The following is a 24,914-nucleotide window of genomic DNA, read 5'->3' as shown; positions in this document are numbered from 1 at the left end:
GGGGGCCGTCGGTGGACGGCTCAGTGCTCGGTTTCGCCGGCGAGCGGCAGCACGGCGCGTACCCGCTTGCCCACCGGCACCCGCTCCACACTGACCTGCTCCGCGAGCGCGTGGACGATCTCCAGACCGTGCCGCCCGACCCGCTCGGGGTTGCGGGGGAAGATCCGGGGCAGTGCGGAGCTGCTGTCGTAGACCGACACCGTCACCGCGGTGTCCGTACCGACGAGCTCGAGGATGTACGGCCCGTTGCTGTGCCGGTCGGCGTTGGTGACCAGCTCGCTCACGACGAGCTGCACCGCCCCGCCGGCCCGCTCGTCGATGCGCGCGCACCACTCGGTCCTGAGCTGGTCGAGGAAGAGCGCGGCGAAGGACCGCGCCTCGGCGATGCAGCCCTGCTCGCCGGTGTAGTGTGCCGCCCGCCTCAGCGGTTCCACGGGCACGTCGAAACCAGTCGGTATCACTGCCCCGTCCAGGTGGTCGATCATTCGTTTCTCTTCCGGGAAGCCGGACTGGCCGGACGCTCTGCACAGTGCTCGTACCCCGAGCCGGGCTTCGCAGTCCTGACAGGTATTCGGCCCGTCCGGTGCCCTGGGCATTGTCCCCTGTCCGCGGGGCACCCGGTAGGAACCGGGAGGTCGTGCGATGAACGAGCTGAGGGCGGCACGGAGCCTGACGACCCTGCCGGTGGTCACCCTGGGCGGTGACGCCGTCGCCCAGGTCAAGGACACCGTCTTCGACACCGCCGCCGCCCGGGTCACCGGCTTCACACTCAGCGGCCGGGGACTGCTGTCGGGCCCGTTGAAGCAGAGCCTGCCCTGGACGGCCGTGCACTGCCTGGGCCATGACGCGGTCATGATCGTGGACGCCGGTACCCTGGCGGACACGCCCGTGGCGGTGGCACGCCGGGCCGCCCAGCAGGGCCGGGTGCTGCACGCGAGGGTGCTGACCGACGAGGGCACCGAGGTGGGCACGGTGCTCGACGTCGTCGTCGAGGGCGGCACCAGCGGCCGGGTCGTGGGCTTCTTGATCGCCGCGGGCAAGGCCCTGACGCAGGGCTCCGGGCGTCGCAGGCACCGGCTGTACATGCCGCGCGGCGAGACGCTCGCGGTCTCCGGCCGGACGCTGGTGATGCCGGCGGACACCGTCCGCTACGTGGCCGAGGACCTGCCGGCCTTCGCCGCCCGGGTAGGCGCCTTCCACGACGGGCACGAGGGGCACGAGGGGACACCGCGGTGATGCTGTTCTCGCAGGCCCGGGGGCTGCCGGTCCGGACGCTGGCCGGGGCGGAGGAGATCGGCGTCCTCAAAGCGCTGACGGTCGACGCCCCGGCCGGTGTGGTCACGCACGTCCGGGTGCGCCGCAGGCACTCCCGCAAGGAGTCCGTGCTGGCCTGGGGCGCCCTGCACGCCATCGGCCCGGACGCCGTGCTCGTCCGCTCGGCCGCCGCCCCGTCCGAGGTCCCGCCGCACCACGAGCTGCCGGGTGTCAGGATCCTCACCGAGACGGGCGACGGGCTCGGCACCGTCCAGGACGTCGTGTTCGAACCGGAGACCGGCCGCATCGAGGCCGTCCGCACCGCCCACGGCGACCTGCCGGCCGATCACCTGCTCGGCCTCGGGGACTACGCCCTGGTGGTCCGTGCCGGATGAGTCCGGCCGGTCAGGATGCGGGCGGCTGATTCGTCGTGTCGCCCCCGGCGCTGTCCCCGGGCGGAGGCGGCGGCTGTGACGACGTCCCCGTGTCCGAGCCGGGAGGCTGCGATGACGTCCCCGTGTCCGAGGAGGGCGGTTTGCTCGTGGGAGGCTCCGTCGAGGTCGTGTCGGTCGGCGGCGACGTCGGCGTGGTGACGCTCACCGACGGCGAGGGCTTGGCGGGCTTCTCGGTCTTGCGGTCCTGCTGGCCCGTGTCGCCCTTGTGCCGCTTGAACCACTCGCCGTCGGGCTCGCACATGACGAACACGTCGACCGGCTTGGGGGCGGGCGTGACCGCTACGACGTTCGACGGCTTGTACCCCGGCCACGCCTTCCCGGTCGTCTTCGGCGCGCTCTGCTGCGCGACCGGCGCGGACAGCGGGTTGCCGCAGGCGCAGCGCACCCGGGGCACGCCGCGGTCGTCGACGAGGACGGCCGTGCCGGCCTGGAGAACGGCCTGGTAGCTGGTCGCGCGGCCGTCGCTGTAGCCGTGGTTGGTGACGCGCGTGTCGATGCGCAGCACCACGGGCGTGAGCGAGCGCAGGTAGGCGGGGACGTCGGGCGGGTCGACGTGGGCGACGGAGGCGAATGCCCGCTGCTTGTCCGGAGCGCCCTTGAAGTACGTGATCTGCTTCTCCACGTCGCAGCTGGCGACGTGGCGGGTGCCGCCGTACAGGCCGGGCGCTCCGCCCTGGACGCCCTGGACGGCGTTCTGCGTGGCCGGCTCGGTGGGCGAGGGTGAGACGGGTGCGGCCGAGCTCTCCTTCGCCGTGGACCCGGTGAACGGCTCCGGGCCGGTGTCAGCCGCGGGCTGGAGGAAGACCTCGCCCTCGGACGTGCTGGTACCGCCGTCGGACGCGCCGGTGCCGCCGCCGTCGGGCCGGCTGAGCACCACGGCCAGGACCACGGCGGCCACGACGGCGGCGGCGATGAGCGCCACGCGGGGTACCGACCCCCACCAGGGCCGGCGGGGCTCCGGCCCCTGCCCTCCCCCGCTCGGCGGCTCGGAGGGCGGCCCGCCTCCCGACGGCGGCTGGGAGGGACCCGACAACGGGCCCGACGGGGGTCCTGTGGGGCGGCCGGACGACGGCGGTTCGACGCTCACGAGCTCTTCTTCCCACGTGGGTTCTCTGCGGCCTGCACACAGCCGAGCGACAACTCATGACCTATGCCGCTTTTTGCACTGCCAGTTCTTTTGTGCCCCAGTCCCGTACGGCTCGCAAGCCGACGCGGACGGCCCTCCCGGCGGGCGTCAGGCGCGGGTGCTGCTTAGCGTGACAGCGTGAGTTCACGCACCTCCTCCGGTCCGGCACGTACCTCCGACGAGCGGGCCGTCGCCCGCCACGGCTGGGCGCATGCCCTCGTCACGGTGGTGGGCGGGCTCCTCGCCATGGCGGTGGTGGCCGCGCTGGGCCTGTGGGCGGCCGGGGCGACGGACCTCCCGGACGGCGCGTTCGCACCGGTCGTCGCGGCGACCCTGGTCACCGCCGTCGGGGGCACCGTGAAGCTCTCCGGAAGCGCGGGCGACCTCGCCGACACGCAGGCGGGCCTGACCGTCATCCCCCTGTCCGTCACGCTCACGGGGGCACTGGTGATCGCCTGGGGATTCCTGCGGCCCCTGCGGCACCGCGCCGTCGCCGGTACGGCGGAGCTGGCCGGCTGGGCCGCCAAGGTCGGGGCCCTGTGGCTGCTCGGGCTGCTCGGTCTGGCCCTCGCCGCCCGCCACACGTTCGACATCTCCCTCGGGAACGCCGACCTGGGCGATCTGGGTGATCTGTTCGGCGCCTCGCCGAAGGTCGGTTTCACCACCGACGTACCGCTGTCCGTGTTCGTCGGCGTGGTGTGGCTGGCGGGTGTGCTGGTGCTGGCCCTGCTGGTGTCGCGCGGCGCCCCGCTGCCGGCCGGGCTGCTGCGCTTCCAGGCCTCGGTACGGCCGGCCGCCTACGCGATAGTGGCGATGCTGCTCACCTACGTCGCCGTCGGCGTGGTCGCCGGCCTGGTCGTCGCGGCGACACGGGGGCACACGGCGGAGACGTTCGCCGTGATCCTGCTCGGCTTGCCCAACCTGGTGTGGCTGGCGCTGACGATCGGACTCGGCGCCACCTGGAACGGCCGGGTGGAGGGGCCGTTCGGGCTGCCGATGCCGCATGTGCTCGACGAGGTGCTGCGCACCCCGGACGTGTCCGAGCTGAACCTGCGGACGCTCTCCGAGCACGACGGCAGGGTGTGGTGGCTGCTGGTCGTCGACGTGGTGCTGCTGCTCGCCGCCGCGTTCGTGATGGCGGCCCGGTCACCGGCCCGGGTGCGGGCCTGGCAGCACGCCGTGCACATGATGGTGGCGCTCGTGCTCGCGGTGTTCATGATCTGCCTGGTCGGGCGCGTCTCCGCGCACTTCGGCCTGTCCGTGCTGGGCATCGGTGACCTGGGCGGCGGCCTCTCGGGCCGGCTGTTCCTCAGAGCCCGGCTGTGGGGGGCCGTGGGCCTGGCCGTCCCGTGGGGGCTGGTGACCGGGTTCGCCGGGGCGCTGCTGGCGCGGCACGTGCGGCGCCGGGGTGAGGTGCGCGCCGAGGGGGCCGGCTGACGCCCGGCCCAGGGCTGCCCGCGCCCGCCGCTCTACGTCCGCTGCACGAAGACCGGTTCGGCCCAGCGCGGGGGTGGCTTCGGCCCCTCCTCCCCCGGCGGCCGGCCCATCCGCGCGGGGGCGGGACCGGCGCCGGATCCGATCCCGGCCGTCGCGGCGCGCAGGGCGGCGACGAACGTGAGGCAGGAGGGGTAGCGGTCGTCGGGGCGTTTGGCCAGGGCCTTGGCGAACACCGCGTCCAGCGGGGACGGGAGGTCGGGCCGGGACTCGGTCAGCGGCGGCGGGTCGTCGTACTGGTGGGCCCACAGCAGGGCCATGTCGTCGTCCCGGAGGAAGGGCGGGTGGCCGGCGAGGATCTCGAAGACGACACAGGCGAAGCCGTACACGTCGCAGCGGGCGTCGACCGGCTTGCCGGAGATCTGCTCGGGGGCGACGTAGTCGAGGGTGCCGACGAACTGGCCGACCGTGGTGAAGCCGGTCAGTGACAGCGACTTCTTCGTCAGGCCGAAGTCGGTGAGGTACACGTGCTCGGGGTGGTCGCTGTCGGTGCCGCGGGAGACCAGGATGTTGCCGGGCTTGACGTCCCGGTGCACCAGCCCGTGCTCGTGAGCGGCGTCGAGCGCGGAGGCGACCTGGGCGGCGACGCGTACGGCGGTGGCGGGCGGCAACGGGCCCTCCCGGTCCAGGAGATGACGCAGATCGCTGCCGGCGACGAACCGCATCGCGATGTACAGCACGCCGTCCGTCTCGCCCGCCTCGAAGACCGGCACGATGTGCGGGTGGTCGATCGCGGCGGCGGCCCGGGACTCGTAGGTGAAGCGGCGCCGGAAGGTGTCGTTGCGGGCGAGTTCCGGGGCGAGCAGCTTGAGCGCGACGGTGCGCTCCAGGCGCAGGTCCCGGGCCCGGTAGACCACGGCCATGCCGCCGCGCCCGATCTCCTCCTCGATCCGGTACCCGGCGATCTGCTGCCCGACCAGCTCGGAAGGCCGCCCCGAGAACAGACTCGTCTCGCGGTTCAACGGACGTCACCCTCGGGCGACACGATCCGGGTGGCTTCGGCCCCCACGCCCCGAGCGGGCGACGCCTCGACCTCCTCGTCCAAAGCCGCCTCGCCGTCCCCCTCCGGGGACACGACCCGCGTGGCCGGCGCCTCGGGGGACACGCCCCGCGTCGGTTCCGGCGCATCTGGAGACACGACCCTTGTGGGCTCGGGGGTCTCGGGGGACGCGGTCCGTGTGGGCTCGGGGGCCTCTGGGGGCGCGGAGCGTGTGGGCTCGGGGGCCTCGGGAGACGCGATCCGTGGCGGCTCTTGGACCTCGGGCGACGCGTTCCGTGGCGGCTCTTGGACCTCAGGAGAGCCGATCCGAGGGGGCTCAGGCGCCTCGGGTGACACCGCCCGGGTGGGCGCGGGAGCCGCGGGAGGCACGGCCCGAGAGCGCTCAGGAACCTCCGATGACACCACCCGCGTGGGATCGGGAGCCTCGGGAGACACGAACCGCGTCGGCTCCGACGCCCCGGCAGGCACAGCCCGAGGGGATTCGGACGTCTCCGGCGACACCAGCCGCGTGGAATCGGGGTCCTCAGAAGACACAACCCGTGTCGGCTCGGGGGCCTCCGGAGACACAACCCGTGTCGGCTCGGGCGCCTCCGGAGACACAACCCGTGTCGGCTCGGGCGCCTCCGGAGACACAACCCGTGTCGGCTCGGGGGCCTCGGGAGACACAACCCCTTCCGGCCGGACGGACTCGGGCGACACACCCGCCGGTTCGTCGGCCTCAGGAGACACGGCCCGTCCCGGCCCAACGGACTCAGGCGACACAACCCGCGTCGGCTCCGCGGACTCAGGCGACACAACCCGGGGCGGCTGGGCGCCCCCCGGCGACACAGGCTCCGGCGACTCGTGAGACGCCGCCCGAGGGGGATCCGGTGGTGCGACGTGGGGCGGAGGGGGCGGTTGTTCGGTCCGGGGTGGCTGCTCGACGGCCTCCGCGGGGACGACCCGGGTCGGTGTGCGCGCCGGGGCCGGGTGGGGCTCGGGGTCGGAGCGGGGTGTCTCGTCCGTCGCGTACGGGGTCGCCCGGGTGCCGTCGGCGTACACCCAGTGCCCGTGCGCTGCGTCGTAGAGCCACACGGACTCGCCGTCGACGACGACGCCGATCCGCAGTCCGTGGGTGCGGGTGTGGAAGGACTCCCGGTCCGAACCGCCCGCGAGGTCCTCGACCGCGGACCGGTAGCGCGCCAGGGCCTCCTGCGTCCGGCTCAGCAGCGGACGCGGATCGGCGCTGCGGGTGAGCGGCCCGTCCGCGGCGGGGGGATCCTGCGGTACGGCGACGAGGCGGCGGCCGTCGACCCAGGCCGACCAGCCGTTGAAGCACAGCACGTGCCCCCAGTCGCCCTGCCGCTCCAGCAACTGCACTGGCAGCAGGGGGTCCAGGTCCACCGTGGGCCGGGACGGGTCGGGAGCCTCCCAGGCGGGCATCCCGTTCTGCGGGACCACGTGCGTGGGCCGGAATCCAGGAGTCGTCACAGGCGCTGCCTACTTCCGCATCACGGCCGGTTCGTGGCGGCGCAGCAGCCGGGACACCAGGAAGCCGAAGAGCACCGACAGCACGAGCAGCATCCCGACGTCGAGCAGCCACGTGCCCGCAGAGTGCTCGAAGAGCGAATCCTTGGTCAGGTCGCCGGGCACGATCCGGCCCAGCCCGACGGTGCCGGCCATCGCCGCCAGGGCCCAGCGCGCGGGCACCAGCCAGCCCAGTTGCTCGAGCCCGGGCACACCGTCCAGCTTCAGCAGGGCACCGCAGAAGACGACCTGGACGATGGCGATGAGCACGAGCAGCGGCATCGTCACCTCCTCCTTGCGCACCAGCGCGGAGATGAACAGGCCGAGCATCATCGCCGTGAACGCCAGCAGGGCGACGGCGACCGTGATCTCCACCAGGGGCGGCATCAGCACGCCTTCGCCGCCGGGTGCGTTGAGGTCCACGCCGAGCAGGGCGACCAGGGTCAGCACCACCGCCTGGAGCACGGTGATGACGCCCAGGACGACGACCTTGGACATCAGGTACGCCGATCTGGACAGGCCCACCGCCCGCTCCCGCTGGTAGATCACCCGTTCCTTGACGAGTTCCCGCACGGCGTTGGCGGCCCCGGTGAGCACCGCGCCGACGCACAGGATGAGCAGGGCGTTCATCGCCGTGTCGAGGGTCAGTTTGCCGCCCGCCAGGGCCCGCGCCATGATGCCCATCACGAACGGCAGGGCGATCATGATGATCAGGAAGGTGCGGTCGGCGCTGAGCGCGGACGTGTACCGCCGCACCAGCGTGCCGAGCTGGGCGGCCCGGCTGCGCGGCCGGGGCGGCGGGGTGATGACGACGGGGCCGGACCGGGGCAGCTGGGGCTGGGCGGTGGCGTCGGCGACGTACCGTCCGTGGAAGGGCGAGGTGCTGTAGTCCCCGGCCCAGTCCCGGTCGGTGTCCCGGTCGAAGGCCTCGAAGGCCTCCGGCCACTGCTCGAAACCGAAGTAGGCCAGGGCGTCCTCGGGCGGCCCGTAGTAGGCGATCTTCCCGCCGGGCGCGAGCACGAGGAGCCGGTCGCACACGTCGAGGCTGAGCACGCTGTGGGTGACCACGATGACGGTCCGGCCGTCGTCGGCGAGGCCGCGCAGCATGTGCATCACCGAGCGGTCCATGCCGGGGTCGAGTCCGGAGGTCGGTTCGTCGAGGAACAGCAGCGACGGCTTCGTCAGCAGCTCCAGGGCCACACTGACGCGCTTGCGCTGGCCGCCGGACAGGCTGTGCACGGGCTGGTCGGCGCGCTGTTCCAGGCCCAGTTCACGGATCACCTCGTCGACTCGGGCGCGCCGTTCGGCCTTGGCGGTGTCCTGCGGGAAGCGCAGCTCGGCGGCGTAGGAGAGGGCTTTGCGGACGGTGAGCTGGGCGTGCAGGATGTCGTCCTGCGGGACGAGGCCGATGCGCTGGCGCAGCTCGGCGTAGTCGCGGTAGAGGTCGCGGCCGTCGTAGAGGACGGTGCCGTGGTCGGCGGGCCGCTGTCCGGTGAGGGCGTTGAGGAGCGTGGACTTCCCGGCGCCGCTCGGGCCGACGACGGCGAGCAGGCACTTCTCCCCCACCGGGAACGACACGTGGTCGAGCAGCGTCTTGCGGCCCCGGTCGACGCTCACCGCGAGGTCCTGCACGTCGAGGGAGACCTCACCGGTGTCGACGTACTCCTGGAGCTGGTCGCCGACGAGGCAGAACGCCGAGTGGCCGATGCCGACGATGTCGCCCTGACCGACGGGAGCGCTGGTGACGCGGCTGCCGTTGAGGTACGTGCCGTTGTGGCTGCCGAGGTCGGTGATCTCGTACGTCCCGTCGGGCAGGGCGCGCAGTTCGGCGTGCCGGCGGGAGACCACCAGGTCGTCGATGACCAGGTCGTTGTCGGTGGCGCGGCCGATGCGGACGGTGCGGGCGGGCAGCGGCCGCACGGTCGTGGGCTGCCGGTAGGTGCCCGTCATGGCCGGCATGGAGACGGCGGAGGGGCGTTCCGGGGCTGGTGCGGGGCGGCGGCCCGTCAGGACCACGCGCGGTCCGTCGGCCGGGTTGCCGAGGCGGATGACGCTGCCGGGGCCGACGTCCCACTCGTGGATGCGGCGGCCGTCGGCGTAGGTGCCGTTGGTGCTGTTCTCGTCCTCGATGGTCCAGTGCCCGTCGTCGGGTCTCAGTACCGCGTGGTGCCAGGAGACCCGGTCGTCGTCGATGACGATGTCGCTCATAGGGTCGCGTCCGACGTGGTAGTCGCGGCCCGGGATCATCACGGTAGAGCCCGTCTCGGTCTCCAGGACGAGTTCTGGTGTTACCGACGACTGCGCCATGACCAAGATTCTACCGATTTGCCTGTTGTATGACTCGGCGAGCGACTCAGGCCACGGGTACACCCAGAGCGGGGGCCGTCCGCTGCATCCGCAGGGCGTCCACGGACTCGGCGAGCAGTTCGTACTCGGTGGTGTCGTCGCTGGTGGCGATGCGCACCAGCCGTCCGGCCGCCAACTCCTCGGCGACCCGCTCCTGTTGGCCCGGGTCGGCGCACCAGGCGCGCAGCAGGGTGGGCACGTCGGGCACGGTCTCGGCGACCGGCACGAGCGCGCCCGGCGGTAAGTGCTCGGCGTCGGGCTGGGGGTCGAGGCGCTGGGCGATCCAGGAGGCGCGGTCGCGCAGCCACCACAGGGCGAGGGCGAGGGTCGGCGCCCGGTAGGTACCCAGCGGGACTCCGATGCGGCGGCCGTCGCAGACTCCGTACGCCGTGACATGGCACAGAAACTCGTCGTGCACGTGACCCTCCCCCGTCGCGCCCTGCCCGCCTGCCTGCCCGGCCTTGCCCGTCCTGCGGCTCGCGTGCTGTGCGTGAGGGCGCCGTCGCTCGAAGTGAAGCGCTCTCGCTGGTCAGTATGTTCACTACTGAATCACTGTCACCATGTCTTTCCGGCCAGTCTCCTGGCATATTCACAGCCCGAGTTGGCCGAAACCCTGCGGGCAGTCTCCAGGGGGTATGACTCCGGAGGTAATCGACGGTCCCGCCGGGTGCGGGCAGGGTGGTCCGTGCCGGTTCGCCGCGAGCGGTGATCCGGGGTCTGACCAGCACGCACGATCCTTTGGAGGCTGATCGCCATGTCCGCACCCGCCACCCGTTACGAGGACGCCGTCGCACGCTATCTCGAGGCCTGGAACGCCGAGGACCCGGCGGCCCGGGCCAAGGCGGTCGCCGCCGCCTGGACCGAGGACGGTGGCTACACCGATCCCCTGGCCGATGTCCGCGGCCACGAGCAGATCGCGGCGCTGATCGCGGCGGCCCGCGAGCAGTTCCCGGGGCTGGTGTTCCGGCTCGCCGGTGCCGTCGACGGGCACCACCGGACCGCGCGTTTCTCGTGGGAGCTGGTGAGCGAGGCCGACGGCTCGGCACCGGTGGCCGGGTCGGATGTGATCACACTGGACGAGCAGGGCCGGATCAGGGCCGTGCTCGGGTTCCTCGACCGGGTGCCCGCCGGGGTGTGAGACCAGCGGCTTTGGCGATGAACCTGTCACCGGGGGCGGCCGCCGCCCCCGGGCAGGCGAGGGCGGTTACCGCTTGACGACCGCGTCGATCCGGGCCAGCTCGTCCGCGTCGAACGCAAGGTTGCCGATGGCTCCGACGCTGTCCTCCAGCTGCTGCGGGCTGCTCGCACCGACCAGCGCGGAGGTCACCCGGCCGCCGCGCAGCACCCAGGCGAGCGCCATCTGGGCCAGGGTCTGGCCGCGCGACTCGGCGATGCCGTTCAGCTCGCGCAGCCGGCCCACCAGGTCCTCGGTCACCGCGTCGGAGTTCAGGAAGGGGCTGTCGCTCGCGGCCCGGGAGCCCTCCGGGATGCCGTCGAGGTAGCGGGCGGAGAGCAGGCCCTGCTCCAGCGGGGAGAAGACGATGGAGCCGACCTGGAGCTCGTCGAGGGCGTCCAGCAGGCCCTCGTCCTCGGGGCGGCGGTCCAGCATCGAGTAGCGCGGCTGGTGGATGAGGAGCGGGGTGCCCAGCTCGCCCAGGATGCGGGCGGCCTCGCGGGTCTGCTCCGCGGAGTAGTTGGAGATGCCGACGTACAGCGCCTTGCCCTGCTGCACGGCCGAGTGCAGGGCGCCCATCGTCTCCTCCAGGGGAGTCTCCGGGTCGGGACGGTGCGAGTAGAAGATGTCGACGTAGTCCAGGCCCATCCGTGTAAGGCTCTGGTCCAGGGAGGACAGTACGTACTTGCGCGAGCCCCACTCACCGTACGGGCCCGGCCACATCAGATAGCCGGCCTTGGTGGAGATGACCAGCTCGTCGCGGTAGGCCGCGAAGTCCGACTTCAGGAACTCGCCCAGCGCGGACTCGGCTGCGCCGGGCGGCGGGCCGTAGTTGTTGGCGAGGTCGAAGTGGGTGACACCGAGGTCGAAGGCGCGGCGCAGGATGGCCCGCTGGGTCTCGACCGGCCGGTCCGGGCCGAAGTTGTGCCACAGGCCGAGCGAGAGCGCGGGGAGCTTCAGGCCGCTGCGTCCGGTGCGCCGGTAGGGCATGTCCGCGTAGCGGTCGGGGTGTGCGGTGTACAACGCGACTCCTTGGCTCGGTCGGGAGGAAACCGGATCCACTCTGTCGTGACCTGCTCCCATGCGTCCAACAGAAGAATCCGATGGAATTCAGCGGCTACGCTTCTCAGTCATGGAACTGCGCCACTTGCAGCACTTCGTCGCGGTCGCCGAGGACCAGCACTTCACCCGGGCGGCGGAGCGGCTCCTGGTCTCCCAGTCCGGCCTGTCGGCCTCGATCCGGGCACTGGAGCGGGAGCTCCAGACGCCGCTCTTCGTGCGCACGACCCGCCGGGTGACGCTCACCCCGGCCGGACGGGCGCTGCTCGGTGAGGCGGAGCGGATCCTGGCGCAGGTGCGCGCCGCCCACGAGGCGGTGGCGGCGGTGCAGGGCGTCCTGCGCGGCATGCTCGCGCTCGGCAGTGAGCAGTGCATCGCCGGGGTGCATGTCGCGGGGCTGCTCGCCGCCTTCCGGCACCAGCATCCGGACGTGGAGATCTGCCTGCGGCAGGCCGGGTCGGGCGCGCTGGCCGAGGAGGTCGCGGCCGGGCGGCTCGACCTGGCGTTCGCCGTGCGGACGCAGGCGGACAGCGACCAGCTGCGGTCGGTGCCGCTGAGCAGTGAGCCGATGACGCTGCTGTGCCACTCCAGCCACCGGCTCGCCGCCGCCGGTGCGGCCGTCACGCCGGAGGAACTGGGCGGGGAGGTGTTCGTCGACTTCCACCCGGACTGGGGGCCGCGCCGCACCACCGACACGGTGTTCGCCGCGGCGGGCGTACGGCGGACCGTGGCCCTGGAGGTGAACGACGTGCACACCCTTCTCGACCTGGTCGACGAGAACCTCGGCGTCGCGGTCGTGCCCCGGCACTTCGCACACAAACGCGCCTCCCTGACCGCACTGCCGGTGAAGGGAACCGGCGAGGCGGTCTACGAGACGGTGGCCCTGCTACCGCCCCGCCAGGCCACGAGCCCGGCGGCCCGCGCGCTGATGGCGCTGCTGGAGTCCACGGGCGCGTCGCCGGGGAACACCGGCACGGCAGAGGAAGCCATGGGCACTCCGGGGATCGTCGGCATGACATAGGAAGCCGGCGGCACGTCACCGGGGATCGCGGGCGCCGTCACCTGAGGCCACGGTCACGCCACCGCACACCGCGGACGGCGAGCACGCCACAGAAGACGGCGAGCACGCCACGGGAGACGGCGAGCCCCACCGGGGGTCGCGGGCGCGTCACCTGAGGCCACGGACACACCACCGCACACGGCAGGCGCGCCACCGCAGACGGCCGGCCCGCCACGGAAGTCGGCGAGCACGCCACCGCACACCGCCAGCCCGCCGCCGGAGACGGCGGGCTCGCCACAGAGAACCACAGGTGCGCAGCGGGCGCGGTGATGCGCGATGGTGGAGGCATGCATGCGAAGGACATCCTCATCGACGGCTACAACCGCATCCGGGAAGAAGTCCACGCCACCGTCGAGGGCCTCGGGCCCGACGAGCTGAGCGCCCGCCCCTCCCCCGACACCAACTCCATCGCCTGGCTGGTCTGGCACCTCACCCGTGTCCAGGACGACCACGTCGCCGACGCCTTCGGCCTCGACCAGGTGTGGCTGTCCCAGGACTGGGAGAAGCGCTTCGGCCTCGGCCTGTCCCGGCACGACACGGGCTACGGCCACAGCCCGGCCAAGGTCGCCAAGGTCCGGGTGGACTCCGGCGAGATGCTGACCGGCTACTACGACGCCGTGCACGACCAGACCCTCGAAGCCCTGCGCGGCCTGGCGGCCAAGGATCTGGAGCGCGTCGTCGACGAGCGCTGGGACCCGCCGGTCACCCTGGGCGTCCGGCTGGTCAGCGTCCTGTCCGACGATCTCCAGCACATCGGGCAGGCCGCCTACCTCAGGGGACTGCTGCAGAGCGCGGCCTCGTAGCCGGGCAGGACGACGTCCCTCAGGAGCGCGTTCCGCTCGTCGAACGGGAGGAACGCGCTCTTCAGGGCGTTCACGGTGACCGTGCGCAGGTCCTCGACGGTCCAGCCCGCCTGCTCGACCAGCAGGGACATCTCGCGGGTCATCGTGGTGCCCGACACGAGCCGGTTGTCGGTGTTCAGGGTGACGCGGAAGCCGAGGTCCTTCAGCGCGGTGATCGGGTGCTCGGCGATGGAGGTCGCCGCGCCGGTCTGGAGGTTGGAGGTCGGGCACATCTCCAGGGCGACACGCCGGTCGCGCACCCAGCCCGCGAGACGGCCGAGCTTGCCCGACGCGAGGTCGGGGATGTCGTCGGTGATGCGCACCCCGTGCCCGATGCGCTGGGCGCCGCACACCTGGAGGGCCTGGTGGATGCTGGGCAGGCCGTGCGCCTCCCCGGCATGAATGGTGAACGGCACGTTCTCGCGGCGCAGGTGCTCGAAGGCCGCGAGGTGGTCGGCGGGCGGGAAGCCGTCCTCGGCACCGGCGATGTCGAAGCCGACGACACCCGCGTCCCGGAACGCGACGACCAGGTCGGCGATCTCCCGGCTGCGGTCGAACATCCGCATCCCGCACAGCAGCGTGCCGACCCGCACGGGCGTCCCGGCTGCCGCCGCCTTGGCCATGCCGGCCGCGAGCCCCTCCTGCACGGTCTCGACGACCTCGGGCAGGGTCAGCCCGCCCGCGACCATCAGTTCCGGTGCGTAGCGCACCTCGCCGTAGACGACACCGTCCGCGGCGAGGTCGAGCACGTACTCCTCGGCCGTGCGCAGCAGGCCCTCGCGGGTCTGCATGACGGCGAGGGTGTGCTCGAAGGTCGCTATGTAGCGCACCAGGTCCCCGGAGTTGGCGGCGTCGTAGTACCAGGCGGCGAGTTCGTCGGGGTCGGTGCTGGGCAGGGTGTGGCCGACCACGTCCGCGAGCTCCACGACCGTCGCGGGGCGCAGGCCGCCGTCGAGGTGGTCGTGGAGGACGGCCTTGGGCAGCCGGCGGAGGGTGTCGGTGTCGGTGTCGATGCGGGGCGCGGTCATGTGCGTGTTCCTCGGCAGTGCGTACTCGGCAGGAATCGGAGTGCTAGTCGGTGGCGGGCTGGAGCAGGTCCCAGCGGTTGCCGTACAGGTCCTGGAAGACGGCGACGGTTCCGTACGGCTCGTGCCGCGGCTCCTCCAGGAACGTGACGCCCGAGGCGGTCATCCGGGCGTGATCGCGGGCGAAGTCGCCGGTGTGCAGGAAGAACCCGACCCGCCCGCCGGTCTGGTCCCCGACCCGGCCGGTCTGCGCCTCCCCCTCGGCACGGGCGAGCAGCAGACCGCTGCCCGTGCCCGGGCTCCCGGGTTCGACGACGACCCAGCGCGACCCGTCGGGCCGCAGGGCGTCCTCGGCGAGCCGGAACCCGAGGGCCTCGGTGTAGTAGCGGATCGCCTCGTCGTAGTCGTCGACGACGAGGGTGACCAGGGCGATACGTCGCATCAGAGCCTCTCGGAGCGGGTGGTTGACGGGAGAGGTTATACGTAACACTCGCGGGAGGCAAAACAGCCTGGGGTCGTGCGACGGCCTAGGTCCGCGGCCTACGCCCCCGGCCCGAGGCATTCCGCCCGGCCACGCGCTAGCGTCCCGGCCATGAAGATCACCGAGCCGTCCCGCACGCCCGGGCAGCGCAAGGCGGACCTCCTGGAGCGTATGGAACGGGAGACCGACATCTGGGTCGCCACGGCCGACACCGAGGGCGTGCCGCGCCTGGTGCCGCTGTGGTTCGTATGGCACGACGAGGCCGTGTGGCTGTGCACTCGGCTGACCAATCCCACCGGCCGCAATCTGCGGGACGGCCGGCGCGCCCGGCTGGCCTTCGGGGACACCCGGGACGTCGTGCTCGTCGACGGTGACGTGGAGACCTTCACGACGCCCCGGGTGCCGTCGGCGGCGGCCGAGGCGTTCCGCGCGAAGACCGGCTGGGATCCGCGCGAGGACCACGCGTCGTACGCGTTCTTCCGGGTGCGGCCGCGCGCGGCGCAAGCCTGGTGCGAGGCGCACGAGTTGCCGCGCCGGCATCTCATGCGGGACGGGGCCTGGGTGGTCTGACCGGTCAACCGGCCGCCGGTCGCAGCCCGTTCAGCCGGTCCAGTTCACCGGCCGTGAGGCGGATCGCGCCCGCCGCCACGTTCTCCGTGAGGTGGCCGGGGTTGCCCGTGCCGGGGATGGCGAGCACGTGGGGGCCCTGGTGCAGCGTCCAGGCGATGCGGATCTGTGCGGGGCTCGCGCCGTGGGCCCGGGCCACGGCGCGGACCTCCTCGTCGTGGGCGGTGACGGCGCCACGCTCGCCGCCCTCGCCGGCGACGGCGTAGAACGGCACGAAGGCGATGCCCTGTTCGCCGCAGATCCGCAGCAGTTCGTCGGTGACAGGGTCGGGCCGGTCGAGGGCGTACCGGTTCTGCACGCAGACGACCGGCGCGATGGCCTGCGCCTCGGCGAGATGGCGGGGCTCGACGTTGGAGATGCCCAGGTGGCGTATCAGCCCGGCGTCGCGCAGTTCCGCGAGGGCGCCGAAGTGCTCGGCGATCGAGTCGTACTTCGGCATCCGGCGCAGGTTGACCACGTCCAGGTGGTCGCGGCCGAGCCGGCGCAGGTTCTCCTCGACGTGCCCGCGCAGGTCCTCGGGGCGGGCCGAGGTGCCCCACTGCCCGTCGTAGGTCCGGTAGGGGCCCACCTTGGTGACGATGACCAGGTCGTCGGGGTACGGCGCCAGCGCGCTGTTGATGAGTTCGTTGGCACAGCGCAGCGACGAGAAGTAGAAAGCGGCCGTGTCGATGTGGTTCACGCCGAGGTCGATCGCCTGACGCAGGACGGCGATCGACCGGTCGCGGTCACTCGGAGTGCCGAGATGGAAGGCGGCACTGCCCGTCAGCCGCATCGCGCCGAAGCCGAGGCGGTGGACGGGCAGGTCGCCGAGTTTCCAGGTGCCCGCGGCGTCCGCGGTGATCGTCTGTGAGTTCACCGACGGAGTCTCACACACGGCTCGCGATCAGCAGTAAAGGTTTCCGCCCGGTGACGTGCCGAGGATCTGCGTGAACCGCTGGTAGTTGCTCACGCGGCTCTGCACCTGCGCCGGGTTCTTGCCGTCGCACTCCAGGGAGCCGTTGATGCTGCGGATCGTCTGGCCGAATCCGGCGCCGTTCACCATGGCGTTGTGCGGGGTCATGCTGCCGGGGCCGGTCTGGGTGTTCCAGTACCACAGGGCCGTCTTCCAGGCGACTGCCGCGTCGTTCTGGACCAGCCAGGGGTTGTTCAGCAGGTCGATGCCGAGCGCGTCGCCCGCGGCCTTGTAGTTGAAGTTCCAGCTCAGCTGGATCGGTCCGCGCCCGTAGTAGGCGGCCTGGCCGGCCGGGCAGCCGTAGGGCCGGCTCCAGTCGCAGTAGTGCGGGTAGTTGGCGGTGTTCTGCTCCACGACGTGCACCAGCCCGCCCGTCTCGTGGCCGACGTTGGCGAGGAAGGCGGCGGCCTCCTGCTTCTTCACCGTGTCGCTGCCGGTGGTGGCGAAGCCGGGGTAGGCGCTCAGGGCCGCCGTCAGTCCGCTGTAGGTGTAGAAGGGATTCCGGTTCGGGAACATCTGGTTGAACTGCGCCTCGGTCACCACGAAGCGCGCGTCGGGCGTGCCCGGGCCGCTGTCGCAGGCGTAGGGCTCCCAGTACCAGGTGCTGATGGTGGGGTCGTAGCCCGGGTTGGCGTGCTCGGCTCTGTAGGCCTTGCCGTCGGTGTAGCGGACGATGTCGCCGGCGGCGTAGGACTTGCCCGCCACCCAGGTGGGATAGCTGGAGCAGGCGGCGGCGGAGGCGCTGGTGGCCGGCAGGAACACCGGCGCGGTGCCGGCGAGGGCCAAGGCGGCCAGGACGGCACAGACGCGGCGTCTCGACACGGGATCAACTCCTTTGCGGGACACGGCCGCACCCGGCGAGGCAGGGTGAAGCGCAGCCGTGGAGCGGCCGTGGTGGGGGGTGGTCGGGGCACACTCAACCGCGTTGGTCTGTACCAGTCAAGGGTGTAGACCAGTCATGGGCGCCAGGCTCTGCTCAGCAGCTCACACCTGTGCCGACTCCGCCAGCGTCGCGGCGAGTCGGTCCAGCAGGGACCGCAGCAGTTCGTCGTCGCCCTCGCCGAGCGGGGGCCAGCCGGCGCGCACGGCGCGGTCGAGCCGCTGCCCGTACTCCTGGCCGCGAGGGGTGAGGTGGGCGAGGACGCGACGGCGGTCGAACGGGTCGACCCGGCGGTGGACGAGGTTCCGGTCGACGAGTTGGTCGACCAGTTTGGTCAGCGTCGGAGGCGGCAGAAAGGCGGCCTCGGCGATCGCCGTCATGTGGTGCCCCTCGCCGTCGGACAGCAGCGTCAGCACCCGCCACGCGTCGAGCGAGCAGCCCTCCTCCTCCAGCACGGCCTGCAACCGCCGCGCCAACAGCCGCTCGGCCCGCGTCAGCAGGTGCACCAGTTCGTCGGGCCGGCGCGGGGTCGGGCTGGGCATCCTGCTCCTAGGGCCTGTTGCGACAGGAAGTGCGTCCATCCTAGGAGACGCACTGGAGTTCGTACGGGGGAGCCGGAATCATGACGCCATGTTCCGGCACGACCTCCCCGCGCCCGAGTGGTTCACGGCCGACGACTCCGTCCTCGGTGTGGCGCTCGTCTTCCCGTTGCAGGGGCCGGCCGGGATCTTCGGGCCCACCTGTGAACTGTGCGCGCGGCTGGCCGCCGAGGAGGTCAACCGGGACGGCGGCGTGCTCGGCAGGGAGCTGAAGCTGGTGCCGGTCGACGGCTCCGGCGCGCCCCGTGCCGTCGCCCGCCAGGTCGAGGCGCTGGTGGATCTGGGTGTCGTGCAGGGCGTCACGGGCTGGCACATCTCCTCGGTGCGCCAGGCACTGGCACCGCGGATCGCGCACCGCGTCCCGTACGTGTACACGGCGCTGTACGAGGGCGGTGAGGACACGGCGGGCGTGTTCCTGACGAGCGAGACACCGCGGGACCAGCTGCGGCCCGCGATGGACCTGCTGGCGCGCGAGCGCGGGGTGCGGCGGTGGTTCGTCGTCGGCAACGACTACGTGTGGCCGCGGCGGACGGCACGGGCGGCCCGCGGGTACGCGCACGCCTCCGGCGGATCCGTCGCCGGCGAGGTCTATCTCCCGCTCGGCACCGACGACTTCGAGCCGGTGCTGCGCGGCATCGAGCGCTCCGACGCCGACGGGGTGCTGATGCTGCTCGTCGGCAGCGACGCGGTGCGCTTCAACCGGGCGTTCGCGGCGCACGGCCTGCACGCGCGCTGTCTGCGGCTGAGCACGCTGATGGACGAGAACATGCTGATGGCGAGCGGCCCGGCGGCCACCGAGGACCTCTACAGCACGGCCGGGTTCTTCGCCTCGCTGGCCAACCGCGACACCCTCGACTTCCACGGGCAGTACGCGTCCCGCTACGGCGTCGAGGCACCCGCCCTGGGCAGTCTCGGCGAGTCCTGCTACGAGGGCGTGCTGTTGCTGGCCGCGCTGCTGAAGCGGGCCGGGACGCTGGACGTGTCGGCGATCGGTGCGGCGGCCGGCGCGGTGTCGTACGAGGGCCCGCGCGGGCTGCTGCACCTGCGGGACAGCCATGTCCGCCAGCGCATCTACCTGGCACGCGCCGACGGGCTCGACTTCGACGTGCTGACGGAACTGGATCTGCGCGGCGCGCATCCCTGACGGGCTGGGGCGAACGACACAGCCCGGGGGCGGCACCCCCGCGCCGCGCGACCGCGAGAATCAGTCCCATGAGCGCCACACCCCTCGCCTCGCCGCCCCACCCCCTCGTCACCCGCGCCCAGCGACTGGCGCGCGATCTCCTCGTCCCGCACGCCGAGCGCGTCGACCAGGAGGGGGTGCCGGCGGGCCACATCGAGGCGGTGCGACGGTCGGGGCTGCTCGGGCTGGGCGCGCCGAAGGAGTACGGCGGGGCGGACGCGCCCGTCGCCGTGGCGCGGGAGGTCGCGGAGATCCTGGCGGGGGCGTGCTGCTCCACATGGTTCGTGCAGACACAGCACCACACGCCGGTGAAGCTGCTCGCCGCCTACGACTCGCCGGCCCGGGAGAGGCTGCTGCGCCCGCTGGCGACCGGCGAGTCGCTGGCCGGCATCGCGTACGCGCACGTCCGCGCCTTCCCCCGCGTACCCGTGCGGGCGATTCCCGAGCGGGGCGGCTGGCGCTTCGAGGGCACGGTGCCCTGGTACACGGGCTGGGGTCTGAACGACGTGATGCTGCTGGCCGGTATGACGGACACGGCCGAGGTGCTGTTCGTCGTCGCCGAAGCCCGCGAACAGCCGGGGATGCGTCCGTCGGCGCCGATGCGGCTCGCGGCCCTCACCGCCGCCCGTACGGTCTCCCTGGAGCTGGACGGCCTGTCGGTGCCGCAGGACGCCGTCGTGCTGCGCACCCCGCAGGAGCAGTTCGCCCTGATCGACCTGCCCAGGGCCGCCAACACCAGTCCGGCCGTGTTCGGGGTGGCGAGCGCGGCGCTGGACCTGGTGGCGGACACCCCGGACGGCCGGGAGCCGGCCCGGGCGCTGCGGGCCAGGCTCGACGAAGTGCGACGGGAGGCCTACGCCCTGGCCGACCATCCCGTACCGCACGAGTGCGTCGCGGAACGGCTGGCGCTGAAGACCCGGGCGTTCGCCGTGCTGCGGGCGGCCACGACCGCGGCGATCGTGGCCGGCGGCGGCCGGTCCATGGCCCTGGACAGCCGGGCGCAGCGGCTGGCACGCGAGGGGATGTTCCTGCTGGTGCAGGCCCAGACGGCCGAGTCACGCCGGGCGCACCTCGGCGCGCTGGCGTCCGGCTAGGATCCAAACGACAGGCCCTGGCCCAGCCGGGGCGGCGTCGGGGGCTTGGCCGTGCGGGACGGGATGCTGCCGCAGAACTCCGCTTCGATCACGTCGGTGTAGAGCGACGGGTCCGGGAGCCAGTCGCCGTTGATGTTGAAGGTCAGCTGGTGTGTCCCGTCCTTCGTGCCGACCATCGCGGACAGGGAGCCGTTCGTACGGCCGCTCTTGCCCACGACCTTCACACCGCAGGACAGCTGCGCGAACTCGACCCCGAGCCCGTATCCGAGCCCGCCGCCCGCGGGCACCTCGACCAGCATCTCCTCCATCTGCTTCGGAGGCAGCAACTCGCCCTTCAGCAGGGCTCGTTGGAAGCGGTTGAGGTCGCCTCCGGTGGAGATGACGTCGCCGGCCGCGCCCAGCCAGGTCATGTTGTGTTCGGTGGCGTCGTGGACCGGGGCGTCCGGGGCCTCCTGATGCAGCCGCGAGTAGCCGACGGGGTGGGGTTTCGGCATGTGGGGTGAGGTGCCGGGGAAGGATGTGCCGCGCAACTTCAGGGGCCGGACGACACGGCGGGTGATCTCCTGCGCGTACGAGCGGCCCGTCACTTTCTCGACGACCATCCCGGCGATGACGAAGTTGGTGTTGGAGTACACCGGCTTGGTCTCCGGGTCGGGCAGCGGCGGGTACTTCAGCGCGATCGCCACGAGCTCCTCGGGCGTGTGCGTGTCGTAGCGGTGCTCCGGGAAGCCGGGACCGGCGGCGTCGTGGAGGAACGCCGGGTCGTCGGTGTAGTTGGCGATGCCGCTGGTGTGGTTGAGGAGCTGCCGCAGCGTGATCTCGTCGCCGTCGTAGCCGTTGCCCCGCACCAGGCCCGGCAGCCATCGCTCGACGGTGTCGTCGAGGCTCAGCCTGCCTTCCGCCTCCAGCTGGAGCAGGACGGTCGCGACGAACGTCTTGGTGATGCTGGCCCCGCGGAAGTGGTCGCCGGGGGAACGTTCGCGCCCTGTGGCGGTGTCGGCGTGGCCGGCCTGGGCGAACCAACTCCCCTCGCGGTCCTGGACCTTGGCGGCCACGCCGGGCAGTCCGCCCTTCTCGACGAGATCACGCAGCGCCGTCCGGGTCGCCTCGTGGCCGCGCGGCGACTGTGCCGCGTGTGCGGACGGGGCGAGTGCCGCCGCTCCGGCGCATAACGCCACGGCCAGTCCGAATGAGAGGGTGCGCGAAGCCCGCTGCCTCATGATGTCCGCCTTCCGTTCACCGAGGGGCAGGGCTGCCCCTCGGTGCGGATGACGCCCAACGCGGGCTCCCGGGTTGATCGTTGGCGCGGGATGCCGGAGGCACTCGTCGACACCGAGGTCCGTTCAGTCCTCGTCTCAGTCCTCGTCCGACGGAACCACCACGAGGAACGCGTCCGACTCCAGGTCCATCACGACGGTGGCCGGTTCACCCTCGGCGCGGCGGCGTGCCGCGTACTCCTCCGCCGGCCATGATCCGCGCGGAGACCCCGCCGGGAACCGCTCCAACACCTTCGCGCCGATGGCCGCAGACACCTCCGCTGCCCTCCCCTGTCCCGCGCCGCCGGCCGGCGGCATCGATCGATCACTGTCCTCTACATCCGCTTGCCCCGGATCCCCCCGGACATGTACCGCCCGGTAGAAGTTCAAGCCTTTACCAAGCTCTACACATAAGGAAAAAATAAGAGCAGAATGTGCTTAGTCGGCGCTAACCGCACACCCCACCAGACGCGGTCGCCCTGCAAGACGAAGGAGACGAGTCATGGCCAACGTCTCGCACACCAGGGGTGACATCACCAGCCACCCGGATGCCTCCGAGATGCGGGAACGGTACGCCCGTGTGCTCGGTGGTCGCGATGTGGCGCTCGTGGACGGACCGGTGTTCCTGCTCGGTCTGTACTGCGCGGCCTCCCCGTGGATAGTCCACTACACGACCAGCCAGCCGCCGCTCGTGACCCACAACCTGATCATGGGCATCGCGATCGGCCTGCTGGCGCTCGGGTTCACTCGCGCTCCGGAGCGCATGTACGGCCTGAGCTGGGCCATGTGCGCACTCGGGGTGTGGATGATCATTTCGCCGTGGGTCGTCGGCGACAGTCCGGACGCCGGCGTCGTGTGGAACAACGTCGTCATCGGTGCGCTGGCCGTGATTCTGGGTCTGGCGTGCACCGCCACCGCGGTGAAGGCATCTACGAGGCGGTAGCCCCACCGGAAGGAAACCCGAAGGCCGGTCCGCATTCCGGACCGGCCTCTCCATGTCCGCCCCGTGGCCTCCCGGCCCTTCGGGCACGCCGTGCGTCCCCCGGCATCAGCGGCCCGCCGACCGCATCGCGGCGAGGCCGTCACGGCTGGACGGGTATCGCGGCGTCCACCCCAGCTCGCGTTCCGCCTTGGCGCAGGAGACCACCAGCCGCGACGACATCATCGTGTGGGCGTACGACATGGGTCGCATCAGCCACAGCGGCACGGTCATCGGCTTCGGCAGTCCGAACACCCCGGCCACGGTCTCGACGTGGGCGCGGAAGCCGAGCGGGGTGCGGTCGGCGATGTTGTACGCCTGCCCGGGCCGGCCGCGTTCCACCGCGGCGACCACCGCGCGGGCCGCGTCGGTGAGTTCCACCCACGGCAGCACCCGGCCGCGGTCGGCCGGCACGGGCAGTTGTCGCCTGCGCAGCAGGGGCAGCAGGGCGTCGGTGCCGCCGGGGCCGTAGAACAGGCCGAAGCGGAGCGCGACGCCGTCCAGCGCCGCCGTCTCGAAGGCGAGCCGCTCCTTGGTCCGCATGGCCGTGATGTGCCGCTCCCGCTGCGGGGTACTGCCGCGCGGGCCGAAGGGGTCGTCCTCGGTGACCGGGCGGTCGCCGTGGTCCCCGTAGCCGTAGCCGAAGACCATCGACTCCACGACGAAGCGGCGGGCGCCGGTGACCTGGGCGGCTTCGACGAGGTGGGCCGTGCCCTCGGTGCGCAGCGCGTCGGTGGCGAACATGTCGCGGTCGCGCATGGGGGGCTTGCGCAGGGCGGTCGCGGCGTGGATCACGGTGTCGAAGTGGTGTCCGTCGACGGCGCGCAGAGTCGCGTCGCGGTCCATGAGGTCGGCGCGGACGCCGTTGTCCGGGCTGCGGCCGAGTCCGGTGACCTTGTGGCCCGCCTCGGTCAGGGCGCGGGTGAGGTGCCGGCCGAGGACGCCGCTCGCGCCGGCGAGGAGGATGCTCTGGTTCTTCTGGATCGTCGTCATGCCCTTGCGACGGATCGGACGGGCCCTGATGTGACATCGGGGCGGGACCGGCAGGTCCGCTACGGCGTGTGCCCGTACGCGCCATGGCGGCTGGGTGGCGGAGGCCCCGTCGGCTACGGCGTGTACACGTACGGCGTCGTCGTGGTCAGCGGTGTGAAGCCCAGGCGTTCCAGGATGGGGCGGCTCTGGCTGGAGGCGTCGACCTGGAGGTAGCGGTAGCCGCGTGCCGCGGCGGCGTGGGCCCGGTGGGCCACCAGGGCGCGGTAGATGCCGCGGCCACGCCAGCCCTCGACGGTGCCGCCGCCCCACAGGCCGGCGAACCGCGTGCCGGGCACGAGTTCCATGCGGGCCGCGCTCACCGGCTCGTCGCCGGCCATGGCCACGACGGCGACGACGGTGTCCGGGTCGGCCGAGAGCCGGGCGAGGAGCTCGTCGCGCAGCCGGGAGCTGTCCGTACCGAACGCCTTCTCGTGCACGTCGGCCACGAGGTCGACGCCCGTCGGGCCGGTGACCGGCTCCACGCGGACGCCCGGCGGCGGTTCGGCGTCGAGAACCAGCTCGCCGATCTCGCCGATCATCAGCGTCTCCTCGGGTTCGGGCCGGAACCCGGCCGCGCGCAGCCGCGGCCCCAGGTCCGCCGGCCGGTCGTGCCCGTACAGCTTCCACTCGAAGCCGAGGCCGAGCCCGGTGTAGTGGGCGATCTGCCCGGCGATGGCCACGTCCGCCGCGGCCTCGTCGAGGGCGGACCACAGGACGCCGTTCCAGCCCTGCGCCGTGGCGACCTGGCGCACCACGTCGCCGGTCCGCTCGACGCGGACGCCGGGGCCGTCCGGCCGCGCCCCCTCGCGCAGCTCGCGGTCGAACAGGGCGAGCAGCGCGGTGCGATCCACCTGAGTCATGGGCCTACCCCAGCACGCGCCGGGCAGCCGGGCAACGCGATTATCCGGTACGGCCGTACGTACCCGCCGCCGTACAGTCCTGTTGATCACGTCGTCATCAGGAAGGATCCGGCACCATGGTCGTGAAGGACGCGGAACTGCCGTATCTGCGCCGCTGCGTGGAGCTCGCGGCCGAGGCGCTCGAAGCCGGGGACGAGCCGTTCGGTTCGGTCCTGGTCGGCGGGGACGGCACGGTCCTCGGCGAGGACCACAACCGGGTGGCCTCGGGTGATCGCACGCGGCATCCCGAGTTCGCCCTGGCGCGCTGGTCGGCGGCCCGGCTCACCCCCGAGGAGCGGGCGGCGGCCACGGTCTACACCTCCGGCGAGCACTGCCCGATGTGTGCGGCCGCGCACGCCTGGGTCGGTCTGGGACGCATCGTCTACGTCGCCTCGTCCGCACAACTCGCGTCCTGGCTGGGTGAGTTGGGGGTCCCGGCGCCGCCGGTGCGGACACTCCCCGTCCATGAGATCGCACCGGGTGTGGTCGTGGACGGTCCGGTGCCCGAGCTGACGGAACGGGTGAGGGAGCTGCACGTGCGGTTCCACCGTGGACGCGACTGAGGCACCCGGGGGTCCCGGCCCACCGGGA

The 24,914-nt window shown here is 72.4% G+C and carries 26 protein-coding genes and 1 pseudogene; 11 read left to right on the top strand and 16 right to left on the bottom strand.

The window, feature by feature from the left end:
* Positions 1-20 precede the first annotated feature (20 nt).
* The gene (locus tag ACFZDA_RS35820; RefSeq protein ID WP_391089732.1) at positions 21-485 is read right to left on the bottom strand and encodes an ATP-binding protein; all 465 of its coding nucleotides are present in this window, start codon (positions 483-485) and stop codon (positions 21-23) included.
* A gap of 157 nt (positions 486-642) precedes the next feature.
* Between ACFZDA_RS35820 and ACFZDA_RS35815 the strand changes: the two genes are divergently transcribed.
* The gene (locus tag ACFZDA_RS35815) at positions 643-1,236 is read left to right on the top strand and encodes a PRC-barrel domain-containing protein (protein ID WP_391089730.1); all 594 of its coding nucleotides are present in this window, start codon (positions 643-645) and stop codon (positions 1,234-1,236) included.
* A complete protein-coding gene (locus tag ACFZDA_RS35810; protein ID WP_391089728.1) occupies positions 1,233-1,649 on the top strand; it encodes a PRC-barrel domain-containing protein in 417 nt (138 codons plus the stop codon). Before ACFZDA_RS35815 ends, ACFZDA_RS35810 begins: the two co-directional genes overlap by 4 nt.
* Before the next feature lie 10 nt (positions 1,650-1,659).
* Here the strand turns inward: ACFZDA_RS35810 and ACFZDA_RS35805 are convergent, their stop codons facing one another.
* Positions 1,660-2,796 carry a DUF6777 domain-containing protein gene (locus ACFZDA_RS35805; protein WP_391089726.1) on the bottom strand — a complete coding sequence of 379 codons (1,137 nt, stop codon included), beginning with the start codon at positions 2,794-2,796 and terminating at the stop codon, positions 1,660-1,662.
* 177 nt (positions 2,797-2,973) lie between these two features.
* On the opposite strand from ACFZDA_RS35805, the gene ACFZDA_RS35800 reads away from it, so the two are divergent.
* The gene (locus ACFZDA_RS35800; protein ID WP_391089724.1) at positions 2,974-4,272 is read left to right on the top strand and encodes a streptophobe family protein; all 1,299 of its coding nucleotides are present in this window, start codon (positions 2,974-2,976) and stop codon (positions 4,270-4,272) included.
* A 32-nt stretch (positions 4,273-4,304) separates the two neighbouring features.
* Here the strand turns inward: ACFZDA_RS35800 and ACFZDA_RS35795 are convergent, their stop codons facing one another.
* From ACFZDA_RS35795 to ACFZDA_RS35780, 4 genes and pseudogenes are all read right to left on the bottom strand, one after another.
* Positions 4,305-5,291, bottom strand: coding sequence for a protein kinase (locus ACFZDA_RS35795; RefSeq protein ID WP_391089722.1), 987 nt, complete (start codon positions 5,289-5,291; stop codon positions 4,305-4,307).
* A 974-nt stretch (positions 5,292-6,265) separates the two neighbouring features.
* Positions 6,266-6,799: pseudogene (locus ACFZDA_RS35790) on the bottom strand (hypothetical protein); the annotation flags it as partial.
* Positions 6,800-6,808: 9 nt separating this feature from the next.
* Positions 6,809-9,142, bottom strand: coding sequence for an FHA domain-containing protein (locus ACFZDA_RS35785; RefSeq protein ID WP_391089720.1), 2,334 nt, complete (start codon positions 9,140-9,142; stop codon positions 6,809-6,811).
* Between the two features lie 46 nt (positions 9,143-9,188).
* Positions 9,189-9,599: a hypothetical protein gene (locus ACFZDA_RS35780; RefSeq protein WP_391089719.1), complete on the bottom strand. Its 411-nt coding sequence runs from the start codon at positions 9,597-9,599 to the stop codon at positions 9,189-9,191.
* A gap of 336 nt (positions 9,600-9,935) precedes the next feature.
* Between ACFZDA_RS35780 and ACFZDA_RS35775 the strand changes: the two genes are divergently transcribed.
* Entirely contained in the window at positions 9,936-10,319 is a 384-nt protein-coding gene (locus ACFZDA_RS35775; RefSeq protein WP_391089717.1) for a nuclear transport factor 2 family protein, read from the top strand.
* A gap of 66 nt (positions 10,320-10,385) precedes the next feature.
* On the opposite strand, the gene mgrA is transcribed toward ACFZDA_RS35775, so the two are convergent.
* Positions 10,386-11,378 (bottom strand): L-glyceraldehyde 3-phosphate reductase, encoded by a 993-nt coding sequence (gene mgrA / locus ACFZDA_RS35770; protein ID WP_391089715.1) that lies wholly within the window; start codon positions 11,376-11,378, stop codon positions 10,386-10,388.
* 109 nt (positions 11,379-11,487) lie between these two features.
* On the opposite strand from mgrA, the gene ACFZDA_RS35765 reads away from it, so the two are divergent.
* Positions 11,488-12,435 (top strand): LysR substrate-binding domain-containing protein, encoded by a 948-nt coding sequence (locus tag ACFZDA_RS35765; protein ID WP_391089713.1) that lies wholly within the window; start codon positions 11,488-11,490, stop codon positions 12,433-12,435.
* A gap of 326 nt (positions 12,436-12,761) precedes the next feature.
* Positions 12,762-13,277, top strand: coding sequence for a DUF664 domain-containing protein (locus ACFZDA_RS35760; protein ID WP_391089711.1), 516 nt, complete (start codon positions 12,762-12,764; stop codon positions 13,275-13,277).
* Here ACFZDA_RS35760 and ACFZDA_RS35755 read toward each other — a convergent pair.
* Both ACFZDA_RS35755 and ACFZDA_RS35750 read right to left on the bottom strand, forming a co-directional pair.
* A complete protein-coding gene (locus tag ACFZDA_RS35755) occupies positions 13,241-14,344 on the bottom strand; it encodes an adenosine deaminase (protein ID WP_391089709.1) in 1,104 nt (367 codons plus the stop codon). The genes ACFZDA_RS35760 and ACFZDA_RS35755 overlap by 37 nt on opposite strands.
* Before the next feature lie 43 nt (positions 14,345-14,387).
* Positions 14,388-14,783 carry a VOC family protein gene (locus ACFZDA_RS35750; RefSeq protein ID WP_391089707.1) on the bottom strand — a complete coding sequence of 132 codons (396 nt, stop codon included), beginning with the start codon at positions 14,781-14,783 and terminating at the stop codon, positions 14,388-14,390.
* 150 nt (positions 14,784-14,933) lie between these two features.
* Between ACFZDA_RS35750 and ACFZDA_RS35745 the strand changes: the two genes are divergently transcribed.
* On the top strand, positions 14,934-15,392 hold the full coding sequence (locus ACFZDA_RS35745; RefSeq protein ID WP_391089705.1) for a pyridoxamine 5'-phosphate oxidase family protein: 459 nt from the start codon (positions 14,934-14,936) through the stop codon (positions 15,390-15,392).
* Between the two features lie 4 nt (positions 15,393-15,396).
* On the opposite strand, the gene ACFZDA_RS35740 is transcribed toward ACFZDA_RS35745, so the two are convergent.
* The 3 genes from ACFZDA_RS35740 to ACFZDA_RS35730 all read right to left on the bottom strand — a co-directional run bounded on the left by ACFZDA_RS35740 (position 15,397) and on the right by ACFZDA_RS35730 (position 17,823).
* The gene (locus ACFZDA_RS35740) at positions 15,397-16,305 is read right to left on the bottom strand and encodes an oxidoreductase (RefSeq protein WP_391089704.1); all 909 of its coding nucleotides are present in this window, start codon (positions 16,303-16,305) and stop codon (positions 15,397-15,399) included.
* Between the two features lie 27 nt (positions 16,306-16,332).
* On the bottom strand, positions 16,333-17,223 hold the full coding sequence (locus ACFZDA_RS35735; RefSeq protein ID WP_391089702.1) for a glycoside hydrolase family 19 protein: 891 nt from the start codon (positions 17,221-17,223) through the stop codon (positions 16,333-16,335).
* A gap of 162 nt (positions 17,224-17,385) precedes the next feature.
* A complete protein-coding gene (locus ACFZDA_RS35730) occupies positions 17,386-17,823 on the bottom strand; it encodes a MarR family transcriptional regulator (RefSeq protein ID WP_391089700.1) in 438 nt (145 codons plus the stop codon).
* A gap of 88 nt (positions 17,824-17,911) precedes the next feature.
* Here ACFZDA_RS35730 and ACFZDA_RS35725 point away from each other — a divergent pair, with 88 nt between their 5' ends.
* Together ACFZDA_RS35725 and ACFZDA_RS35720 are read left to right on the top strand one after the other, a co-directional pair.
* Positions 17,912-19,024, top strand: coding sequence for an ABC transporter substrate-binding protein (locus ACFZDA_RS35725; RefSeq protein ID WP_391089698.1), 1,113 nt, complete (start codon positions 17,912-17,914; stop codon positions 19,022-19,024).
* Positions 19,025-19,092: 68 nt separating this feature from the next.
* Entirely contained in the window at positions 19,093-20,157 is a 1,065-nt protein-coding gene (locus ACFZDA_RS35720) for an acyl-CoA dehydrogenase family protein (RefSeq protein WP_391089696.1), read from the top strand.
* On the opposite strand, the gene ACFZDA_RS35715 is transcribed toward ACFZDA_RS35720, so the two are convergent.
* Together ACFZDA_RS35715 and ACFZDA_RS35710 are read right to left on the bottom strand one after the other, a co-directional pair.
* Positions 20,154-21,377, bottom strand: a complete 1,224-nt coding sequence (locus ACFZDA_RS35715) for a serine hydrolase (RefSeq protein ID WP_391089694.1) — start codon at positions 21,375-21,377, stop codon at positions 20,154-20,156. The two genes, ACFZDA_RS35720 and ACFZDA_RS35715, sit on opposite strands and share 4 nt — an antisense overlap.
* A 135-nt stretch (positions 21,378-21,512) precedes the next feature.
* The gene (locus ACFZDA_RS35710; RefSeq protein ID WP_391089692.1) at positions 21,513-21,731 is read right to left on the bottom strand and encodes a hypothetical protein; all 219 of its coding nucleotides are present in this window, start codon (positions 21,729-21,731) and stop codon (positions 21,513-21,515) included.
* Positions 21,732-21,915: 184 nt separating this feature from the next.
* Here ACFZDA_RS35710 and ACFZDA_RS35705 point away from each other — a divergent pair, with 184 nt between their 5' ends.
* Entirely contained in the window at positions 21,916-22,356 is a 441-nt protein-coding gene (locus ACFZDA_RS35705; RefSeq protein ID WP_391089690.1) for an SPW repeat protein, read from the top strand.
* A gap of 105 nt (positions 22,357-22,461) precedes the next feature.
* Here ACFZDA_RS35705 and ACFZDA_RS35700 read toward each other — a convergent pair whose 3' ends face one another.
* Entirely contained in the window at positions 22,462-23,385 is a 924-nt protein-coding gene (locus ACFZDA_RS35700; protein WP_391089688.1) for an NAD-dependent epimerase/dehydratase family protein, read from the bottom strand.
* Positions 23,386-23,498: 113 nt separating this feature from the next.
* Complete coding sequence (locus ACFZDA_RS35695) at positions 23,499-24,284, bottom strand: GNAT family N-acetyltransferase (RefSeq protein WP_391089686.1); 786 nt, start codon at positions 24,282-24,284, stop codon at positions 23,499-23,501.
* A gap of 116 nt (positions 24,285-24,400) precedes the next feature.
* Between ACFZDA_RS35695 and ACFZDA_RS35690 the strand changes: the two genes are divergently transcribed.
* Positions 24,401-24,886 (top strand): deaminase, encoded by a 486-nt coding sequence (locus tag ACFZDA_RS35690; RefSeq protein WP_391089684.1) that lies wholly within the window; start codon positions 24,401-24,403, stop codon positions 24,884-24,886.
* The last annotated feature ends 28 nt before the right edge of the window (positions 24,887-24,914 follow it).

It is taken from the genome of Streptomyces sp. NPDC007991, from assembly GCF_042958445.1.
Classification (GTDB): Bacteria; Actinomycetota; Actinomycetes; order Streptomycetales; family Streptomycetaceae; genus Streptomyces.
The sequence above is the reverse complement of the archived record's forward strand: the minus strand, read 5'-3'. Positions and strand labels throughout refer to the sequence as shown.

Bases quoted from the DNA above. Each gene is read 5' to 3' on its own strand.
- ACFZDA_RS35820 (WP_391089732.1), bottom strand. From the start codon at position 485: ATGATCGACCACCTGGACGGGGCAGTGATACCGACTGGTTTCGACGTG.
- ACFZDA_RS35730 (WP_391089700.1), bottom strand. From the start codon at position 17,823: ATGCCCAGCCCGACCCCGCGCCGGCCCGACGAACTGGTGCACCTGCTG.
- ACFZDA_RS35755 (WP_391089709.1), bottom strand. From the start codon at position 14,344: ATGACCGCGCCCCGCATCGACACCGACACCGACACCCTCCGCCGGCTG.
- ACFZDA_RS35710 (WP_391089692.1), bottom strand. From the start codon at position 21,731: ATGCCGCCGGCCGGCGGCGCGGGACAGGGGAGGGCAGCGGAGGTGTCT.
- ACFZDA_RS35700 (WP_391089688.1), bottom strand. From the start codon at position 23,385: ATGACGACGATCCAGAAGAACCAGAGCATCCTCCTCGCCGGCGCGAGC.
- ACFZDA_RS35815 (WP_391089730.1), top strand. From the start codon at position 643: ATGAACGAGCTGAGGGCGGCACGGAGCCTGACGACCCTGCCGGTGGTC.
- ACFZDA_RS35690 (WP_391089684.1), top strand. From the start codon at position 24,401: ATGGTCGTGAAGGACGCGGAACTGCCGTATCTGCGCCGCTGCGTGGAG.
- ACFZDA_RS35720 (WP_391089696.1), top strand. From the start codon at position 19,093: ATGAGCGCCACACCCCTCGCCTCGCCGCCCCACCCCCTCGTCACCCGC.
- ACFZDA_RS35760 (WP_391089711.1), top strand. From the start codon at position 12,762: ATGCATGCGAAGGACATCCTCATCGACGGCTACAACCGCATCCGGGAA.
- ACFZDA_RS35785 (WP_391089720.1), bottom strand. From the start codon at position 9,142: ATGGCGCAGTCGTCGGTAACACCAGAACTCGTCCTGGAGACCGAGACG.
- ACFZDA_RS35775 (WP_391089717.1), top strand. From the start codon at position 9,936: ATGTCCGCACCCGCCACCCGTTACGAGGACGCCGTCGCACGCTATCTC.
- ACFZDA_RS35715 (WP_391089694.1), bottom strand. From the start codon at position 21,377: ATGAGGCAGCGGGCTTCGCGCACCCTCTCATTCGGACTGGCCGTGGCG.
- ACFZDA_RS35765 (WP_391089713.1), top strand. From the start codon at position 11,488: ATGGAACTGCGCCACTTGCAGCACTTCGTCGCGGTCGCCGAGGACCAG.
- ACFZDA_RS35745 (WP_391089705.1), top strand. From the start codon at position 14,934: ATGAAGATCACCGAGCCGTCCCGCACGCCCGGGCAGCGCAAGGCGGAC.
- ACFZDA_RS35750 (WP_391089707.1), bottom strand. From the start codon at position 14,783: ATGCGACGTATCGCCCTGGTCACCCTCGTCGTCGACGACTACGACGAG.
- ACFZDA_RS35725 (WP_391089698.1), top strand. From the start codon at position 17,912: ATGTTCCGGCACGACCTCCCCGCGCCCGAGTGGTTCACGGCCGACGAC.
- ACFZDA_RS35695 (WP_391089686.1), bottom strand. From the start codon at position 24,284: ATGACTCAGGTGGATCGCACCGCGCTGCTCGCCCTGTTCGACCGCGAG.
- ACFZDA_RS35705 (WP_391089690.1), top strand. From the start codon at position 21,916: ATGGCCAACGTCTCGCACACCAGGGGTGACATCACCAGCCACCCGGAT.